This is a genomic window from Planosporangium thailandense (genome assembly GCF_011947195.1).
Lineage (GTDB): Bacteria > Actinomycetota > Actinomycetes > Mycobacteriales > Micromonosporaceae > Planosporangium > Planosporangium thailandense.
In genome coordinates, this window is record NZ_JAATVY010000017.1 from 78728 (window position 1) to 97518 (window position 18791).

At 72.4% G+C, this 18791-nt stretch carries 13 protein-coding genes and 1 pseudogene; 11 read left to right on the forward strand and 3 right to left on the reverse strand.

Annotated features, from left to right (window positions below; translation table 11 throughout):
• Positions 1 to 45 precede the first annotated feature (45 nt).
• Both HC031_RS21530 and HC031_RS21535 read left to right on the forward strand, forming a co-directional pair.
• A complete protein-coding gene (locus HC031_RS21530; protein ID WP_167927189.1) occupies positions 46 to 2283 on the forward strand; it encodes a N,N-dimethylformamidase beta subunit family domain-containing protein in 2238 nt (745 codons plus the stop codon).
• A 50-nt stretch (positions 2284 to 2333) separates the two neighbouring features.
• Entirely contained in the window at positions 2334 to 3416 is a 1083-nt protein-coding gene (locus HC031_RS21535) for a hypothetical protein (RefSeq protein WP_205863053.1), read from the forward strand.
• 18 nt (positions 3417 to 3434) lie between these two features.
• On the opposite strand, the gene HC031_RS21540 is transcribed toward HC031_RS21535, so the two are convergent.
• Entirely contained in the window at positions 3435 to 4028 is a 594-nt protein-coding gene (locus HC031_RS21540; RefSeq protein WP_167927190.1) for a mycothiol-dependent nitroreductase Rv2466c family protein, read from the reverse strand.
• A gap of 90 nt (positions 4029 to 4118) precedes the next feature.
• Between HC031_RS21540 and HC031_RS21545 the strand changes: the two genes are divergently transcribed.
• Together HC031_RS21545 and HC031_RS34980 are read left to right on the forward strand one after the other, a co-directional pair.
• Positions 4119 to 4715, forward strand: coding sequence for a DUF2784 domain-containing protein (locus HC031_RS21545; protein ID WP_167927191.1), 597 nt, complete (start codon positions 4119 to 4121; stop codon positions 4713 to 4715).
• Positions 4693 to 5250, forward strand: a complete 558-nt coding sequence (locus tag HC031_RS34980; RefSeq protein WP_476704274.1) for a copper chaperone PCu(A)C domain-containing protein — start codon at positions 4693 to 4695, stop codon at positions 5248 to 5250. Before HC031_RS21545 ends, HC031_RS34980 begins: the two co-directional genes overlap by 23 nt.
• Positions 5251 to 5262: 12 nt before the next feature.
• Here the strand turns inward: HC031_RS34980 and HC031_RS34000 are convergent, their stop codons facing one another.
• Positions 5263 to 10305 carry a diguanylate cyclase domain-containing protein gene (locus HC031_RS34000; protein WP_205863054.1) on the reverse strand — a complete coding sequence of 1681 codons (5043 nt, stop codon included), beginning with the start codon at positions 10303 to 10305 and terminating at the stop codon, positions 5263 to 5265.
• Positions 10306 to 10519: 214 nt separating this feature from the next.
• On the reverse strand, positions 10520 to 10912 hold the full coding sequence (locus HC031_RS21555; RefSeq protein WP_167927193.1) for a hypothetical protein: 393 nt from the start codon (positions 10910 to 10912) through the stop codon (positions 10520 to 10522).
• A gap of 172 nt (positions 10913 to 11084) precedes the next feature.
• Here HC031_RS21555 and HC031_RS21560 point away from each other — a divergent pair, with 172 nt between their 5' ends.
• From HC031_RS21560 to nrfD, 7 genes and pseudogenes are all read left to right on the forward strand, one after another.
• Entirely contained in the window at positions 11085 to 12392 is a 1308-nt protein-coding gene (locus HC031_RS21560) for an NRAMP family divalent metal transporter (protein WP_167927194.1), read from the forward strand.
• Positions 12389 to 12787: a hypothetical protein gene (locus HC031_RS21565; protein ID WP_167927195.1), complete on the forward strand. Its 399-nt coding sequence runs from the start codon at positions 12389 to 12391 to the stop codon at positions 12785 to 12787. Before HC031_RS21560 ends, HC031_RS21565 begins: the two co-directional genes overlap by 4 nt.
• A gap of 11 nt (positions 12788 to 12798) precedes the next feature.
• A complete protein-coding gene (locus HC031_RS21570) occupies positions 12799 to 13071 on the forward strand; it encodes a PRC-barrel domain-containing protein (protein ID WP_167927196.1) in 273 nt (90 codons plus the stop codon).
• Positions 13072 to 13073: 2 nt separating this feature from the next.
• Positions 13074 to 13256 (forward strand): hypothetical protein, encoded by a 183-nt coding sequence (locus tag HC031_RS21575; protein WP_167927197.1) that lies wholly within the window; start codon positions 13074 to 13076, stop codon positions 13254 to 13256.
• A gap of 158 nt (positions 13257 to 13414) precedes the next feature.
• Positions 13415 to 16708, forward strand: a pseudogene (gene fdh / locus HC031_RS21585) (formate dehydrogenase); the annotation flags it as partial.
• A 14-nt stretch (positions 16709 to 16722) separates the two neighbouring features.
• The gene (locus tag HC031_RS21590) at positions 16723 to 17652 is read left to right on the forward strand and encodes a 4Fe-4S dicluster domain-containing protein (RefSeq protein ID WP_167927138.1); all 930 of its coding nucleotides are present in this window, start codon (positions 16723 to 16725) and stop codon (positions 17650 to 17652) included.
• Positions 17649 to 18629: an NrfD/PsrC family molybdoenzyme membrane anchor subunit gene (gene nrfD / locus HC031_RS21595; protein WP_167927199.1), complete on the forward strand. Its 981-nt coding sequence runs from the start codon at positions 17649 to 17651 to the stop codon at positions 18627 to 18629. The genes HC031_RS21590 and nrfD overlap by 4 nt, the downstream gene beginning before the upstream one ends.
• Positions 18630 to 18791: the final 162 nt, after the last annotated feature.

Here is an 18791-nt window from a genome sequence, read left to right on the forward strand (position 1 = left end):
CCGCCTCGTGGGCCGCGCCGGCGGTGAGACGAAATGGAGCAGAGCGTGCGCTTCCCGACGTGGGTCCTCGGTTACTCCGACGAGTTCAGCGTGGCGCCCGGCGAGCGGCTGGCGTTCCACGTCAGCGGTCACGGGGCCGACACGGTGGAAGCGAAACTGGTCCGCCTCATCCATGGCGACACCCATCCCGGTGGGCCGGGCTTCCGGGAGATCGAGGTGGACTCGGACGTCGACGGCGTCTATCCGCTGGTCGACCAGCCGGCACAGCACGGTTCCCACGCCCGGGTGCCCGGCGCCGGTGCCATCATGCCCGCGGCCGGCTCCTCCTTCGGCCTGTTCGCGTTCGTTCAGCCCACCGCCGACCTCGGTGTCGCGCCGGTCATCTCGGCCTGGGACGCCGCCATCGATGCCGGCGTCGCGCTCGTGCTGGAGCCGGGGCTTCGCCCAGCGCTGTGGCTCACCGCCGCCGGCACGACCCACCGAATCGAGGCGGAGCGGCTGCGCGCCGGCATCTGGTACGCCCTGAGCGCCGGCTGGGACGCCGGCTCCGGTCGTGCCCGCGTCGACGCCACCCCGGTCGTCAACCCGTACAACAGCCAGGTCGGCCGGCTGGTGGCGGCCCCGTCGGCCCACGCGGCGGGCGCCGTGCCGCCCTGGGGGCCGCTGCCGACCGTCGACCTGCTCCTCGGCGCCGTCGACGCGAGCGACGGCCGCGTGGTCCGCGGCACCTTCAACGGCAAGATCTCGTTGCCCGCCGTCTACGACCGGGCGCTCGACGAGCACGACCACGAACGGCTGGCGGCGAGCGCCAGCACGCCGTCGGTGACCGAGGGCCTTCGCGCGTGGTGGGATCTGAGCGAGGGCATCGAGACCACCGCGGTGGTGGGCGGTGGCAACGCCCCGCCGGGTCGACTGGTCAACCTGCCGGTCCGCGCGGTCACCGCGCACAACTGGGACGGATCCTCGTACAACTGGCGGCACACCCCCGAGCTGTACGGCGCCGTGCATTTCCACGCCGACGACGTGGAGGACACGGGGTGGGCGGAGACCTGCGCGCTCACGGTGCCGCCCGACCTCCGCTCCGGCCTGTACGCCCTCAGGCTGCGGGCCGGCGGATACGAAGACCACGTCCCGTTCGCGGTGCGCGCCGTCCCCGGCCGGGAAAGCGACATCGCCCTGGTGCTGCCCAGTGCGAGCTACCTGGCGTACGCCAACGAACACCTGGCCACCGGATCGGCGGTGGCGCAGGCCGTCTGCGGCCACACGCTGACGCTGCAGCCGCTGGACCTGCTCCTGATGGAACATCCCGAGTTCGGGCGGTCCACCTACGACCTGCACGTCGATGGCAGCGGCGTCGCACTCACCTCGCGGCGCCGTCCGATCCTCAACATGCGGCCCAGGCACCGGTTCAGCTATCTGGGGACCTGGCAGCTTCCCGCCGACCTGTACATCGTGGACTGGCTGGAGCACATGGGTTACGGGTACGACGTGCTGACCGACGAGGAGGTGCACAAGCACGGTCACGACGCCCTGCGTCCGTACCGGGTGGTGCTGACGGGAACCCATCCGGAGTACGCGAGCGAGCCGATGCTGGACGCCTACGAGGATTACATCGGCCGCGGCGGCAGAGTGATGTACCTGGGCGCCAACGGGTTCTACTGGGTGGTCTCCTTCCACGCGGAGTTGCCGTACGTCATGGAGGTCCGCAAGGGCGAGGCGGGCTCCCGGGCCTGGCAGGCCGCCCCCGGCGAGACGCTGCACAGCACGACGGGCGAGAAGGGCGGCCTGTGGCGCAACCGGGGGCGGGCGCCGCAGAAGCTCGTCGGCACCGGCTTCACCGCGGAGGGCTTCAACGCCTCCTCCCCCTACCGCCGGATGCCCGACAGCCGCGACGACCGGGTGTCATGGATCTTCGACGGGGTCGGGGCGGACGAGCTGATCGGCGACTTCGGGCTGGTCGGGGGCGGCGCGGCGGGACAGGAGCTGGACCGGGCCGACCTCGGCCTCGGCACCCCGCCCGGGACGTACCTGCTGGCCAGCTCGGAGCGCCACGACGACTCGTACCTGCTCGTCGTCGAGGACATCGCCTTCATGTACCGGGGTCTCGGCGGCACCGAGCACCGCGACGTCCGCGCCGACCTGACGTACTACGAGTCCCCCGGCGGCGGGGCGGTCTTCTCGACCTCGTCCATCGCCTGGTCCGGGAGCCTCTCGCACAACGACTACGACAACAACGTCTCGCGGGTGACGGCGAACGTCCTGAACCGGTTCCTCTCGTCCTGACCGCGCGCCGCGATCGACCGCGGGGACTGCGGTCCCACTAGGCTGAATGGGTGATCGCGGGCGCGCTCGGGGCGATCCTCCTCGTGGGGACGTTCGCCAACATCGTCCGCACGCTGATCCTGCCCCGCGGTACCGGGTCCCGGCTGGCCACCTCGCTCTTGCGCGTCTGGCGCGGGCTCCTGCGCACCTCCGTGCGCTGGTCCGACCGGTATGAAACGCGCGACCGCACCCTCGCCTGGCTGGCGCCGCTGACGCTGCTCAGCCAGCTCGCCCTGTGGCTGGCGACCCTCCTGGTCGGGTACGGGCTGCTTCTGAAGGCCACCTCGGGACTGGGGTGGCGGGCCGCGGTCCGCGAGGCCGGCTCCAGCCTGTTCACCCTCGGGTACGCGTCGACGGCGCGGCTGCACCTGTCGCTCATCGATTTCGTCGCCGCCGCGTCCGGCCCGATCGTCATCGCCCTGCAGATCGCGTACCTGCCGACGCTGTACGCGGCGTACAACCGCCGCGAGACCGAGGTCACGCTGCTGGGCACCCGGGCCGGCGAACCCTCGTGGGGACCTGAGCTGCTCGCGAGGCAGGGCCTGGTGGACACGGTCGGTCAGCTGCCGCATCTGTACCAGAGCTGGGAACGGCTGTCGGCCGACGTCGGCGAGAGCCACGCCAACTACCCCGTCCTGCTCGCGTTCCGCTCGCCGCGCCCCTACCAGCACTGGCTCATCGCGATGCTCGCGGTGATGGACGGGGCCGCGCTGCACCTGTCGCTGGCCCCGAAGACCGCCCCGCCCGAGGCCAGGCTGGCGGTCCGCGCCGGGTTCAGCGCGCTGCGCGACATCGCCGACGTCGTCGGCATCCCGTACGACCCCGACCCGCGCCCCGACGCACCGATCACGCTGCGATACGAACAGTTCCTCGAAGGCGTCAAGTGGGCGGAGAACGCCGGATTCCAGGCGGAGGTCACCCCGGAAGAGGCGTGGCCGCACTTCCGGGGCTGGCGGGTGAACTACGAACAGATCGCGTACGCGCTCGCCCGGCGCGTCGACGCGGTACCGGCACGGTGGAGCGGCCCGCGGGACTGGACCACCGACGAGCTGCCGCCGAACCGTCCGCCCCACCGCCACCCCGACCGGCCGTGAGGGACCGGCCGGCCCCGGTCAGAACGCCGCGCGGGCCCGCTTCACCTCGCTGAACTCCGGTACCGCCGAGAGCAGCCGGAGCGCGTCGTACAGCTTCTCCGCCGACTCGCCCTCGGGTACCGGCACCACCACCGGGCCGAAGAACCCGGGCCTGTCGCCGATCGCCACGATCGGGCTGCCCGACGGGGTACCGACCCGGGCCTGTCCGGCGTCGTGGCTCTCCCGGATCGCCGCCTCCAGCGAGTCGTCGTCGACCGCCTCGATCAACTCCGCGGGCAGCCCGGCCGCCGCGATCGACTCCACGAACACGTCGGTGTCCATCGGGCGGTGCTGCTCGTGCACCCGCTCACCGATCTCGGTGTACAGCCGGGCGAGCGCCTCCTGCCCGTACCGGTCGCCGGCGGCCTGCAGCAGCCGGCGGCCGCGCACGGCGCGGGCGGCGGTCTCGCGGTACTGCTCCGGTATCTCTTTGCCCTCGTTGAGGATGCCCAGGCTCATCAGCCGCCAGCCGATCCGGTGTCCGCGGGGCCGGGTGACGGCGACCAGCCAGCGCGAGGTACGCCAGGTGAACGGGCAGGAGGGATCGAACCAGAGGGTGACGTCTTCGTCCATGTGACGAGTCAACCACGCGCCGGAGGTCGACCGGATTCGAGGATTCCCCGCCGCTACCGCCTGGCCCGCGATGGGACAAGACTGGCACTCATGGGCTACCGCGTCCTCGCCGACGCGACCATGACGGCGCACTTCGCCTACCTCGCGTACGTGGTGACCGGCGGGTTCCTGGCCTGGCGTCGGCCGCGGGCGATCTGGCCGCACCTGGCCCTCGCCGGCTGGGGCCTGGCCACCGTGGCGCTGCACCTCGACTGCCCGCTGACCGCCCTGGAGGACCGGGCGCGCCGGCAGGCCGGCGAGCCGGGGCTGACCAACGGCTTCATCGACCACTACCTGGCCGGAGTCGTGTATCCCGAGCGGTACTCCGGCCTCGTACGGCTGCTCGCCGCCGTCACCGTCGGAGTCTCCTGGACCGGCACCGCGCTCCGCCGGCACGGGCGGACGCACCGGGTGGTTTGGACCGGGACCGTACGGAGAGACAGCCAGGCTGACGTGTGGCTCGCACGTCGGGTTGCTCCCGAGGAGGTCCGCGATGGCGCGCTCGACCGCCGGTACGCCGCGACGGTGCCGCAGGTCGCGCCTCGCCGCCCTGCTCGCCGCGCCCGCGGTGGCCCTCTGCCTGCTGTCGGGCTGTGGCGCCGGCCAGCAGGCGCAGACCGCCGGGATGGTCGCCGCGGTCCCCGGTAACGAGGCCAACTCGAGGCCTCACGGCCAGGCGGCGCTGCGCAACGTTCAGATCAGGTACAACAGCCCGGAGGGCTACCCGGCGGGGGCGACCGTGCCGCTGTCGCTGTACATCGCCAACAACAGCCAGGCGCAGCCGCTGGTGCTGCGGGACGTCACGGCCGGTACGAAGACCGGCGCTCCCCTGGGCGCCGTGGTGCTCCTGGGCGGCGCACCGGACATCGGGACCGGCCCCGCCGAGCCGTCCGTCCCGGCCGAGGAGTCGGCCCCTGCCGAGGCACCTGAGAGCCCCTCGGCGGCCGGTGCGCCCGCCAGCCTCACCATCCCGCCGAACGGGCACGCGCGGCTGGCCGCCGGTCACGGGGCCTACCTCGCCATCATGCAGGTGACGCAGCCACTCCGGCCGGGTTCGAGGGCGTACGTGACGTTCAGCTTCGACGGCGAGCAGCCGTTGACGATTGCGGTGCCGTTCGGCCTCCCGCTGTCGCCGGCCCCACGGGTGTCGGCCGTGCCGTCCGTGACAGCGGGACAGCTCTGACTCCGCCGACGGCTACGCCGGATGCGGGCCGATCGCCCCGTCGCCCGGATCGGCGGCCGTCCACACCCGGTTGCGGCCACGCAGTTTCGCCTGGTACAGGGCAGTGTCCGCGGCCTTGACGAGCGCGTCGGCGGTGTACCCGACGTCGGCCGTCATGGCCGCCACCCCGGCGCTGAGAGTGACGAAACCGAGCTCCGCGCTCGGATGCGGCCGCGCGAGCGCGGCCACGGCGGTCCGGGCGCGCTCCGCGACCTCGGCCGCCCGAGCGGCATCGGTACCCGGGAAGATGATGGCGAACTCTTCCCCGCCGTACCGGCAGACGAGATCGGTCTCCTGCCGGACGCTGCCGGCCAGCGCGCCGGCGATCGCCCGCAGGCACTCGTCGCCCGCGGGATGTCCGTACTCGTCGTTGTACCGCTTGAAGTGGTCAATATCGATCATGGCGATGCCGATCGTCGCGCCCGTGACCGCAGCGCGGTGCCAGGCGGTCTGCAGCACGTCGTCGAACCGGCGCCGGTTGGCCAGCCCGGTGAGCGAATCGGTCAGGCTGAGGGCTTCCAACTGCTCGTTGGCGGCGCGCAGCGCCCTGGTGCGCTCGGCGACCTTGTCCTCCAGGCGCCGGTAGAGCAGCGCGTTGTCGAGCGAGACGGCGAGCTGACCGGCGATGAGCAGCACCGCGTCGAGGCGGTCGGCGGAGAAGGCGCCGCTGCTCAGCCGGTTCTCCAGCAGGAGCACGCCCCGCATGGCGCCCTGCTTCTGGATGGGAACCACGAGCAGCGAACAACGGTCGACCCCGACGAAGTAGGAGTCGCGGGCGAAGCGGTCGTCGCGGAGGGCGTTCTCGACCAGCAACGGTTCCCGGGTGCGCTCCGCGTACCGGAACGCGGTCAGCGGCAGCAGACCGCGCGCGCCCGCTTCCTGCGCCGGGATCGGCCCGTCACCGTCGGGTCCGGGCACCTGCATGACCCAGTCCCCGGCGTCCTCGTCGAAGAGAAGCAGCCGCACGCCGGTCGCGCCGGTGATCGTGCGCATCTGCTCGGTGATGCTGGCGTACAGGCGGTCCAGCCCCGTCTCCGAGCTCAGCGCCTGCGAGGCCCGCAGGATGGCCAGCATGTCGATGTTGTCTGACGAGACGCTGCTGCTGCCGAGCCGGTCCGCGCGCGGCCGGGTGTCCTCCGCGGTCGCACCCGCCCGCCGCAGGAAGGGGTACGTCCGGTCCAGCTCACGGACCTTTCCGGTCGCCCCCCACTCCTCGTACCGCCGGCGGGCCTCGGCGAGCAGCTCACGTCCGGTCCGTTCGAGGCCGTGCTCGAGGTGGAACAGCGCGGCCCGTTCGGCGATCAGCGCCCGGTGCCAGGGGCGTTGCCGAAGCTCCGCCTCGCGCAGACCGGCGTCGAACGCGACGGCGGCCGCGCGGAACTCGTCGATCGCCCAGGCGCGCTCGGCCTCGATCAGCCGCAGCAGATGCCCGAAGTTCTCGGGCGCGTCCTGGGCGCGCCGCGCCAGCCAGTCCCGGCAGCCGTCGAGGTCGGCGAGCAGGGCCGGGCGCGTGTCCGGGGCGGTCCGGATCCGGTGCGCCAACGCGAGGGCCTGGAGCAGATGCGCCACCGCGCTCGGGTACAGGTTCTTGACGAGTGGGTTCAGCCGCATCGCGGCCGCGGTGTGCCGGGCCAGCCCCTCGGCGTCGCCGAACAGCGCGGCCGACAGCGCGCGGTAGATGTGGAAGTGCGCCGCCAGTCGCGGATTCGTCTCGACGTCGGCGTCCTCGTCGAACGTGTCGTCGGTGAAGCTGCCGGGCGCGACGGTCTCGCCGGACATGGCCCGCACGAACTGCCGGTACGTGCCGCGCTGGATCACCGCGGCGGCGTCGTTGCCGGTACGTTCGGCGAACGCCACGGCGGCGTCGACCTCGCTGCGCAGGTCGTCGAGGGTCGGCCCGCAGTCGAGCAGCGAGAAGATCGACGGCCAGAACGCCAGACACGTCGACTGCAGGTCACCGCCGCGCAGCAGCGCCTCCCTGGCCGCCCGGCCCTGCCGGATCGCCTCCTCGACCGGTTCGAACCAGTGGCAACTGCTGACGGCGTACAGGTAGCGCGCCTCGGCCACCGGGGTCCCGAAGCCACGCGCCTGGCCCACGGCGATGGCGTGCCGGGCGACCCGGGCGCCGGTGGCGTGATCGTCGCTGACCATGATGGTGCTGAAGCACGCGGTGGCGACGGTGTTCACCAGCGGGGCGCACGGCCCGTACTCGTCCCACAGCCGCTGGGCCTCCGTGACGAGCCACGGCAGGGCCGTCTGGTCGGCGAAGAAGGCGAAGAACGCGGACGTGCTCATCCGCGAGATCAGTCGGCTGGCGGCGAGCGCGCGGCGGTCGGTGAGCTCCGGTCGGCGCAGGTCCTCGGCGACGGTCACGCGCTCGATCCACTCGTTCATGGCGGCGGTGCGGTTGCGGATCTCGTCCTGGACGTTGTCGCCGGGCACCGCGAAGCCCAGCCGGTCGAGCAGGGCGAACCCGAACGTCACCGCGTCGGCCGGCCGCAGCCGGTTGGTCAGGCTGCAGACCTGGAGGCTGGCCGCGTCGACCAGGTCGATCGGGTCGGCGCACCGGCGTTCGATCGACCGGTACACCTCGTCGGCCTCGTCGAGGCGGCCCAGGCTGTACAGCGCGGAATGCCACGCGGTCTCCAGGCCGATCAGCGACGGGTCGTCGGGGCCGACGCCGACCGCCAGCCACAGGCGACCCGCCGCGGCCAGGTACCGCTCGGCGATCGCGTGGTTGCTGACCCGGGTCACGCCCGCGGCGGCGTCGGCGAACAGCTCCGCCACCATGCGCTGCTCGGCGCCGTCGCTCAGCGCATCCACCGTGACCAGGTACTGCTCCGCGGCCTCGGCCCGGAACTCGGCACCAGCGGCGAGCCGGCGGGCGATGGCCAGGTGCAGCGCGCCCCTGGCGGCCGGGTCGAGGCCGGCCCGGGCGGCCTGCTGTACCCGGTCATGGCGGAACCGTACGGTGCCCGCCCCGGCGGCCGGGCCCGCACCGTCGGCGGCGTCCATGTCGACCAGCCCGTCCTCCAGCGCGGCGGCGAGCAGGTCCGGCACCGCCGCCGGGGAGCGACCGCTCGCGGCGGCCAGCAGGTCGAGGCGTACCTTGCCGCCGAGACACGCCATGATCTCCAGCAGCGCGCGACCCTCGCCGGGCAGCCGCTCGATGCGGTCCTTGAGCAGGTCGACGACGTCACCCTGCCCGACGTACCGGCGGATCGACGCATCGTCCCAGCGCCAGCCGTCGTCGCCGAGCACGAGCGCGCCGTCGCGGCGCAGCGCGTTGACGAGTTCGACGGTGTCGTACGGGTTGCCCCCGGTGCGCTCACCCAGCACGGCGGCGAGCGGCGCGGCCGCGGGGGTGGGCAGGCGGAGCATCTGTCCTACGAGGACGCCCAGGTCCGCCGCGGCCAGGTTGCCGAGCCGCAGCACCTGCGGCGCGGCGCCCAGCCGTTCCCAGCGCTCGAAGATGGCCGTCAGCGGGTGGGCGGCGTCGACGTCCTGATCCCGGTACGCGCCGACCAGCAGGAGGCCGCGCAGGTCCTCGTCGGTCTGGATCGCGTCCATGATCCCGATCGCGGACGAGCTCGCCCACTGCAGATCGTCGAGGAACAGCACGACCGGCCGGTCCGGCGAGGCGACCACGCCGAGCAGGTCCAGCGCCGCCTGCCGCAGCCGCGCCTCCACCTCGACCGGGTCACCGCCGGTGACCCGGTGGTCGGCGCCCAGCAGCGTCACGAACTCGGGAGCCGCGGCGGTGATGAGTCCGGCGTTGGCGCCGAGCGCGTCCAGGATCCGGTCGCGCTGCTGGGCCAGCGCCGCGTCCGGCTCGGCCAGGAGCAGCCGACCCAGCTCCCGCAGCGCCTGGACGACCACCCCGGACGCCGTGTCGTGCCGGTACTGATCGGCCTTGCCCGCCACGAACCAGCCGCCGCGGGCCGTCACCGTCGGCCGCAGCTGCGTGATGAGCGCCGACTTGCCCACGCCGGGCGCGCCGGTCACCAGTAACCCTCGCGACCGGCTGTGCAGCGCGCTGTCCAGGGCCGCGCGCATCGTGTCGAGCTCGGTGTGCCGTCCGACCAGTCCGGACGGTGGCGACAACCGGGTGGGGAAGTCACGCTCGCCCAGCCGCAACGACATCGCCGGGTTCTCGCACAGCAGGGACAGGTCGTGCGCGAGCCCCTCGGCGCTCTGGTAGCGGCGCTCGGGCTCCTTCTCCAGCAGCCGCGCGACGACGTCCGACAGACCCTGCGGGATGCCGGGTACGAACTGGGCCAGCGGTTGCGGCTCCCGGGCGAGGATGTCGCGCATCAACTGGAGCGGATCACCGTCGCCGAACGGCGGGTGCCCGGCGGCGACCTCGTACAGCGTCGCGCCGAGCGCGTACAGGTCCGCGCGCAGGTCCACCGGCAGGCCGGTGCGGCCGGTCTGCTCCGGCGCCAGGTAGGGCAGCCTCCCGGCGATCTCCCGGTGGTGGGCGAAGCCCGGCCGTACCTCGGCGAAGGTCGTGGCCAGGTCGAAGTCGATGAGCCGCGGCGTCGACCCGGCACCGGACAGCAGGATGTTGCCGGGGTTCACGTCCCGGTGCACGACGCCGGCCCGATGGACGGCTGCGAGGATCCGAGCGAGCGCCAGCGCCAACCGCGGCAGGCCGGCCGGATCCGGGCGCTCCGATCGCAGGATCTCGGTCAGCGACCGGCCGGCCACGTCCTCGAGCATGATCGAGTGCCCGTCTGCGGATGCCCCGGCCACCGGCCGGACCACGCCGGGCACCGCGGCGAGCCGCGCCAGGATCCCGATCTCGTGCCGGGTGCGCGCCGCCGCGCTCGCTCCGAGGGCCTCTTTGCGGATGGCCGTGACTGTCCCGGCGCCCTGCGGAAGGCGCACCCTGCTGACCCGGGTGCGGTCGCTCTCGTAGAGGACAACCGGCTGGTCGTCCGCGGAGGTCGGTAGCGTCGAGCCGGACCACGCCCCGGAGGACGTACCCATCGCCACCACCTCTCCTCGCTCCATGCGCCAGGGGCAGTACGGTATCGATCGGTGTCCACCACGCGCAGCCGAACGGTCACCTGGCCGCCCACGCCCTGACCTATTCGGCCAACAGTCAGTGAAGCTAAGGAAAAGCCGCACAATCAAGGTCAAGCGGACCGACTGTCGTCAGCCGAGCGGACAGAAAGCGGCAAATACGTAATACGGGGCGCGCTGCGCCGCAAAGAGGGTGCCGGCATCACGACGTACCCGCGGGGCGCGGTCGGCCGGCCGACCGCGCGGCCCTGATGCGCTGGCCCCGTTCGGTGGCCCGCGCCATCTCGACGGCCCGGGCCGCCTCCTCTTCCGGGTCGCGCAACCGCACGGTCCGCTCCGCTTCGGCGCCACCGATCGGCTGGGCCGCGCCGCTGACCACGCCGGAGACGAACCGCCACGGCAGGGACAGATTCGCCTTGCCGAGCATCCTCAGCACCGGCACGGCGGCGATGAAGAGCGCCAACGGCGGCTCGACCAGCCCGAGCGTCACCGCCAGCCACAGACCGCCGAAGTAGCCGAGCGAACGGGGAAGGTCGATCTCCACCCGCCACAGCGTGACCACCAGGCCCCGCTCCGCCGAGCGTGGCATCACCATGGCCGCCTCCCGCCTGTACGCACCAGCGGCTCGAAACGTCGCGCCTACCCAGCTCGGTCGGCGCTACGCCAGGTACGGGTCGATCATGCTTGAACGCCGCCTGATCGGGGTAGCACTCCATCGGTGGGGCATCGACCCGCCGAGCCCGTTCGTTGATCCGCGAAACCCGTACATGAGTGACGCCGCCCGCACCTCGTCCACGGCGCTCCCCACCCGGCACGACGACCAGCCGACCGGACGTGGGCGCGGGCTGCGGCGACTCGCCGGACTGGCCCTCGGCGTGCTGGCCGGGGTGGGCGGGTTCGTCGACATGGGCGGGGTGATCACCTCCAGCCAGGCCGGCGCGCAGTTCCGGTACGCGCTGCTCTGGACGGTCATCCCCGGCATCGCCGGGTTCGCGATCTACGCGGAGATGTCCGGGCGGGTGGTGATCGCCTCGGGGCGCGCCACGTTCGACCTCATCCGCGACCGTCTGGGCGCCCGGCTGTCGCTCCTCCCGCTGGCCGCCCTGTCGCTGGTCAACGTGCTGACCCTGGTGGTGGAGATCTGCGGCATGGCCCTCGCCGTGCAGTTGCTGACCCGGGTGTCCTACCTGGTGTGGGTACCGCTGGCCGCCCTGGCCCTCGTCCTCGTGCTGTGGCGGGCCGGCTTCGAGGCGCTGGACAACGCCGCCGCCCTGTGCGGCCTGGTCATCCTGATCACCGTGGTGGCCGCGGTCCGGCTGCACCCCGAGTGGGGGCAGGTGGGCCGGTCGCTGTTCCACCCCTCCCCCGGCGAGACGCACCCCGCCGGGCTGTACCTGTTCTCCGTGGTCTCCCTGCTGGGCGCGTACATGACGCCTTACCAGTTCGAGTTCTACTCCTCCGGCGCGCTCGAGCAGTCCTGGACCGGCGACGACCTCGTCACCAACCGCAGCAGCGCGATCGTCGGGACGATCTTCGGTGGTGTCATCACGATCGGGCTGATGGTCGCGGCCGCCCAGGTGCTCCACCCCGCGCACGCGCAGGTTCGGAGCCTGGCCGACGCGGCGAAACCGGTCGCGACCGCGTTCGGCGAGGTCGGCCTGGTGCTGTTCGGGCTGGGCACCTTCGCGGTGTCCGCCGGCGCCGGCCTCGAGACCGCGCTGTCGGGCACCTACTCGGTGTGCCAGTACTTCGGCTGGGACTGGGGCAAGCAACCCCGCCCCCACCAGGTACCGCTGTTCCACCTGCTCTACCTGGTCATGTTCGTCCTCGCGGCCGGGATCGCCCTGACCGGAGTCGACCCCATCGCGCTGACCATCCTGACCATGGCCCTAGCCGCGGTGGCGCTGCCCTTCACGTTCATCCCGCTGCTCATCGTCGCCAACGACCGCGACTACGTCGGCGAACAGACCAACACCCGAGCGATCAACGCCGTCGCCGGCATCATCCTCGCGCTGCTGATCGTCGTCGCTGTCGCCGCCGTCCCGTTGCTGATCGTCACCGGGGGTGAATCGTGAAAGCCGTCAGCCCTGAGCGGTACGGCCGGATCGAGCTGGGCAAGCATCTGGTGGACAAGAGCCTCCTCGACCGCGACGACCTGCGCTGCGGCAAGGTCGACGACCTCGTCCTCGACCTGTCCGACGCCGACCCCGGCCGCCCGCCTGAGCTCGTCGCCCTGGTGACCGGCCCGCTCGCGTACGCGCGCACCCTCGGCCGGGTGGGCACCGCCCTGGCGCGCGGGATCTACCGGCTGCTCGGGATCCGCGATCCGCACCCGGTCGAGGTGCCCTGGAGCCGCGTACGGCAGGTCGACGTCATGGTCCGCCTCGACCTCAGCCGCGCCGAGTGCGACGTCAACGCCGTGTCCGACACCGTGCGGGACCGCCTGTTCGCCCACCTACCGGGAGCCTGACCGGAGAGCCCATGCACCTGACCTACCACCAGATCGTCGGCCGGCGCGTCGTCGACCGCGACAACCGCCCGGTCGGCCGGGTCGTCGACCTGATCGCGCGGTCGCCCGACGACCGCACGATCCGGGTCACCGGGCTGCTCGTCGGCCGGCGGGCGCTGATCCAACGGATCGGCCGCGACCGGTGGAACCTGCACCCGGTCGTCGTGGGCTGGAGCGAGGTCGCCGACCTCGACGACGAACACATCCGGCTGCGTACCCGTCGCGACGATCTCCGGCGAGGATAGCCATGGCCGTGCTGTGCGCCCTCGCCGCCGCACTCACCGTCGCCACCCTGGCCACGTTCGTATGGGCGCTGGTCAGCCTGCGCCGCCTTCCGGTCGGCCGGCGCCCCCTGGTCACCGTCTACAGCCGTACCGGCAAGGCGCTCGACGTCCAGGAGCTGAACCCGCCCGATCCACCCCCGCCGTGACCGACGCCGCTCACATTGTCTCTGGCGTCCGGGTGACCGGTCCGAGATGTAGCAGGCGCGTCGATCGAATTCGGCGTATGTCGCGTGCGTAACCGCAATCGTTGTGGGTACGTCGATCGCTGGACGATCGAGGTACCAGGTAACGGCGGGAGCGCGCCATGGGTGTTCGGACGTGGCTCGAGGGGTGGCCGGTGTATCGCCAGCTGACCTCGCACGATCCCCTGGGCCGGGGTGCGGCCGCGAAGTCTCGGCAGAGCCGGAACCTGCTGGCCCGGACCGAGACTGCCGACAAGGTGGTCAAGTCCGTCTGCCCGTACTGTGCCGTCGGCTGCGGCCAGCAGGTCTACGTGCGCGACGGCGAGGTCACGCAGATCGAGGGCGACCCGGACTCCCCCGTCTCGCGTGGACGGCTCTGCCCGAAGGGCTCGGCGAGCAAGCAGCTGGTCACCTCGTCGACCCGGCAGACGAAGGTGCGCTACCGGCGCCCGTACGGCACCGAATGGGAAGACCTCGACCTGGCCACCGCCATGGACATGATCGCCGATCGGGTCATCGAGACCCGCCGGCGGACCTGGCAGGAGACTGACTCCAACGGTCGGGCGCTGCGCCGGACCCTCGGGTTCGCGAGCCTCGGCGGCGCGACCCTGGACAACGAAGAGAACTACCTGATGAAGAAGCTCTACACCGCCCTCGGCGCGGTAGAGATCGAGAATCAGGCCCGCATTTGACACTCCTCCACCGTTCCCAGTCTGGGAACCAGCTTCGGCCGCGGCGGCGCCACGACCTTCCAGCAGGACCTGCAGAACTCCGACTGCATCGTCATCCAGGGCTCGAACATGGCCGAGTGCCATCCGGTCGGGTTCCAGTGGGTGATGGAGGCCAAGCAGCGCGGCGCGACGATCATCCACGTCGATCCGCGGTTCACCCGGACCAGCGCGGTCGCCGACATCCACGTCCCGCTGCGCGCCGGCAGTGACATCGCGTTCCTCGGCGGCCTCATCCGGTACGTGCTCGAAAACGACAAGTGGTTCCGTGAGTACGTGGTGGCCTACACGAACGCGCCGATGATCCTGCGCGAGGACTTCCGCGACACCGAGGATCTCGACGGCCTGTTCTCCGGCTTCCAGGAAGACACCCGGCACTACGACCCGTCGACGTGGCAGTACGAGGGCGCCGACGTGGCAGCCGCGGCCGGTCAGCGTGACCAGTGGTCGGACATGGAGTCCAACGAGAAGGGCTCGTCGTCGGACAGCCGGTCCGAGCACGCCCGGCGCGGCGCCGCGACGGCCCGGGTCTCGACCTCCGGCGCCGGCGGCGGCACGTTCCACGGCAGGCCCGAGCGCGACGACACCCTCCAGCACCCGCGCTGCGTGTTCCAGGTGCTCAAGCGGCACTTCTCCCGGTACACGCCGGAGAAGGTGGCCGAGATCTGCGGCGTCAGCGAGGCGCAGTTCCTGCGAGTGGCCGAGGCCCTGACCGCCAACTCCGGCCGGGAACGCACCAGCGCGTTCGTCTATGCCGTCGGCTGGACCCACCACACCGTGGGCGTCCAGTACATCCGCACCGCGGCGATCCTGCAGCTGCTGCTCGGCAACATCGGCCGGCCCGGCGGCGGCATCATGGCCCTGCGCGGCCACGCCTCCATCCAGGGCTCCACCGACATCCCGACCCTGTTCAACATCCTGCCCGGCTACCTGCCGATGCCGCACGCACACGACCACGAGGACCTGGCGACCTACATCTCGGCCGACGCGGGTTCAAAGGGCTACTGGGGCAACATGGACGCGTACGCCGTCAGCCTGCTCAAGGCATGGTGGGGTGACGCGGCCACGGCCGACAACGACTACTGCTTCGACTACCTGCCCCGGCTGACCGACAAGCACTCCAACTACGACACGGTCATGAAGCAGCTCGCCGGCGAGAGCGAGGGCTACTTCCTGATCGGCGAGAACCCGGCGGTCGGCACGGCGAACGGCAAGATGAACCGCCTGGGCCTGGCCAACCTGAAATGGCTGGTCGTCCGCGACTTTCAGCTGATCGAGTCGGCCACGTTCTGGAAGGACGGCCCCGAGATCGAGACCGGGGAGCTCGCGCCCGAGGAGATCGGCACCGAGGTCTTCTTCCTGCCGGCCGCCGCGCACACCGAGAAGGACGGCAGCTTCACCAACACGCAGCGGATGCTGCAGTGGCACCACAAGGCCGTCGAACCCACGGGTGATCAGCGCAGCGACCTGTGGTTCTACTTCCACCTCGGCCGGATCATCCGGGCGAAGCTCGCCGGCTCGACCGCGCGTGCGGACCGGCCGATCCTCGACCTGACCTGGGACTACCCGACCAAGGGCGAGGCGGGCGACCCGGATGCCGAGGCGGTGCTCGCCGAGATCAACGGCTTCGGCCCGGACGGAAAGCCGCTGTCGTCGTACACCGAGCTCAAGGCCGACGGATCCACCCGCTGCGGATGCTGGATCTACTGCGGATGCTTCAAAGACGGCGTCAACGAGCCGGCCCGCCGCAAGCCGGGGTCTGAGCAGTCCTGGGTCGCGCCGGAGTGGGGCTGGGCGTGGCCGGCCAACCGCCGCATCCTGTACAACCGTGCGTCGGCCGATCCGGAGGGCCGGCCGTGGAGCGAGCGCAAGGCGTACCTCTGGTGGGACCCGGAGCAGAAGAAGTGGACCGGCCACGACGTGCCGGACTTCCAGCCGGACAAGTCGCCGGACTACCGCCCGCCGGAGGACGCCGAGCGCGAGGACGCCATCGCCGGCACGGAGCCGTTCATCATGCAGGCCGACGGCCGCGGCTGGCTGTACGTGCCGGCCGGACTGGCTGACGGGCCGCTGCCGGCGCACTACGAGCCGCACGAGTCGCCGGTGCCCAACCAGCTGTACGGCCAGCAGCAGAACCCGGCGCGGCAGGTGTATCCGCACCGGCTCAACCGGTACGCGCCCAGCGGCGATGACCCGGGGGCGGAGGTGTTCCCGTACGTGTTCACCACCTACCGGCTCACCGAGCACCACACCGCGGGCGGGATGAGCCGGTGGCTGCCCTACCTGTCGGAGCTGCAACCCGAGTTCTTCTGCGAGGTGTCGCCGCAGCTCGCGGCCGAGCGAGGCCTGGAGCACCTGGGCTGGGCGACGATCGTCAATCCGCGCGCGGTGATCGAGGCCCGGGTACTGGTGACCGAGCGGATGCGCCCGCTGCGCGTGGGCGGGCGGACCCTCCACCAGATCGGCCTGCCCTACCACTGGGGCGGCAACGGGCTGTCCACCGGCGATTCCGCGAACGAACTGCTGGCGATCGCGCTCGACCCGAACGTGCACATCCAGCCGACCAAGGCGTCCGTATGCGACATCCGGCCCGGCCGGCGACCGCGCGCACCGGCGGCCGCCCCGCTGGTCGCCGACTACCAGCGGCGCGCCGGGATCACCGCGGAGACCGGTACCGAGGCCGTCACCGGAGGGAAGAAAAAGTGACCCAGGAGTTCACCCTCGGCGAACGACTGGCCGCCCCGCTGCACGATGTCGCCGGGGAAGCGGGCTACGACGCGCACCCCGCGCGGATGGGCTTCTTCACCGACACCTCGGTCTGCATCGGCTGCAAGGCCTGCGAGGTGGCGTGCAAAGAGTGGAACGCCGTACCCGAAGACGGGCTGACCTTCACCGGCATGTCGTACGACAACACCGGCGGGCTCGGCGCGTCCACGTGGCGGCACGTGGCGTTCGTCGAGCAGGTCAGGCCGCGCGACGGCGGGCGGGCGAAGCCGGTCGACCTCGGCATGCCGACGGTCCGCCCGGCGCCGTCGGTGCCGCAGGCAGCGAACGAGGACGACCGCGAGGTGCGGTGGCTGATGTCCTCGGACGTGTGCAAGCACTGCACCCACGCCGCCTGCCTCGACGTGTGCCCGACCGGTGCGCTTTTCCGCACCGAGTTCGGCACCGTGGTGGTGCAGTCCGACGTCTGCAACGGCTGCGGGTACTGCGTGCCGGCCTGCCTGTACGGCGTCATCGACATCCGGCCCGGCGACGGGCGGGCGTGGAAGTGCACGCTCTGCTACGACCGGCTCGGCGCCGGCCAGGAGCCGGCCTGCGCCAAGGCCTGCCCGACGAAGTCGATCCAGTTCGGCCCGCTCGACGAGCTCCGCGAGCGGGCGGCCGCGCGGGTCGACGCGCTGCGCGCGCAGGGCGCGACGGAGGCCCGGCTGTACGGCGCCGACCCGGCCAACGGCGTCGGCGGGGACGGCGCCTTCTTCCTGCTCCTGGACGAGCCCGAGGTCTACGGGCTACCCCCGGACCCGGTCGTCACCACCCGGGATCTGCCGAGCATCTGGCGCCGGGCCGCGTTCGCCGCGGCCGGACTGGTCGCCGCGGTCGCGGCCTGTGCGATAGGAGGGCGGCGATGAGCCGACGCGAGCGGGCCATGGTGCCGTCCGCCGAGGTGCGGAGCGCGCCGGACTTCGAGTCCTACTACGGCCGACCGATCCTCAAGCAGCCGACCTGGAAGAGCCCCGAGATCCCCACGTACTTCTTCAGCGGCGGGCTCGCCGGGGCGTCGGCGCTGCTGGCCGAGTTCGCGGCCGCGACCGGCCGGCCGGGGCTGGCGCGCGCGGCCCGGTTCGGCGCCTCCGCCGGGGCCCTGGCCGGGGTCGGGCTGCTCATCAAGGATCTGGGCCGGCCGTCGCGGTTTCTCACCATGATGCGCGTGGTGAAGGTGACCTCTCCCCTGTCGGTGGGCACCTGGATCCTCTCGCCCTTCTCCGGGCTCGCCACCGCGGCCGTCGCCTCGGAGGTCACCGGAGTCCTCCCCGTGCTCGGTCGGGCGGCCGGGATCGGCGCGGCCGCCTTCGGCGGGCCCATGACCACGTACACCGCCGCGCTGATCGCCGACACCGCGATACCCGCCTGGCACGACGCCCACCGGGAGCTGCCCGTGGTGTTCGCCGGTAGCTCCGCGGCGGCCGCCGGCGGGCTCGGCCTGCTCGGCGCCCCGGTCGCCGAGAACCGGCCGGCGGCCCGGCTCGGTGCGCTCGGCGCCGCCGTCGAGCTTGCCGCGAGTACGGTCATGGAGCGGCGCCTGGGCGGCGCCGGCGAGAAGTACAAGACGGGAAAGGCCGGGCGCTTGATGCGGGCGGCCCGGCTGCTGTCCGCCGCCGGGATCGCCGGCGCGCTGACCTGCCGCCGGAGCCGGACTCTCGCGGCCGTGTCGGGCCTGGCCCTGCTGGCCGGCTCGGCGGCCACCCGGTTCGGGATCTTCGAGGCCGGTCGCGCGTCCGCGGCCGACCCGCGCGACGTGATCGTGCCGCAGCGCGCGCGGCGCGCCGCCCGGGATGACGGGGCCCGGGACAACGGGGCCCGGGACGCGACCGACGCCCCCGGCTGACGCCTGGATCCCGGTGCGTCCGGGTCGCTCCGATGCCGCAGTCCGCGGACGCCTCGCCCTGCACGGCCGCGGTGAGCGCCTGCTCGAGCCGGTTCACCGGGATCGGACGCCGGCCGCGCGGCGGGCCGCCCACCTGCGGGGCCGTGTTCACCGGTACCTGCA

Excerpts from the sequence above, each read along its gene's own strand:
- HC031_RS21540 (WP_167927190.1), bottom strand. The coding sequence starts at position 4,028 with ATGGACGAAGACGTCACCCTCTGGTTCGATCCCTCCTGCCCGTTCACC.
- HC031_RS21545 (WP_167927191.1), top strand. The coding sequence starts at position 4,119 with ATGGGCTACCGCGTCCTCGCCGACGCGACCATGACGGCGCACTTCGCC.
- HC031_RS34980 (WP_476704274.1), top strand. The coding sequence starts at position 4,693 with ATGGTCGCCGCGGTCCCCGGTAACGAGGCCAACTCGAGGCCTCACGGC.
- HC031_RS34000 (WP_205863054.1), bottom strand. The coding sequence starts at position 10,305 with ATGGAGCGAGGAGAGGTGGTGGCGATGGGTACGTCCTCCGGGGCGTGG.
- HC031_RS21555 (WP_167927193.1), bottom strand. The coding sequence starts at position 10,912 with ATGGTGATGCCACGCTCGGCGGAGCGGGGCCTGGTGGTCACGCTGTGG.
- HC031_RS21560 (WP_167927194.1), top strand. The coding sequence starts at position 11,085 with ATGAGTGACGCCGCCCGCACCTCGTCCACGGCGCTCCCCACCCGGCAC.
- HC031_RS21570 (WP_167927196.1), top strand. The coding sequence starts at position 12,799 with ATGCACCTGACCTACCACCAGATCGTCGGCCGGCGCGTCGTCGACCGC.
- HC031_RS21575 (WP_167927197.1), top strand. The coding sequence starts at position 13,074 with ATGGCCGTGCTGTGCGCCCTCGCCGCCGCACTCACCGTCGCCACCCTG.
- nrfD (WP_167927199.1), top strand. The coding sequence starts at position 17,649 with ATGAGCCGACGCGAGCGGGCCATGGTGCCGTCCGCCGAGGTGCGGAGC.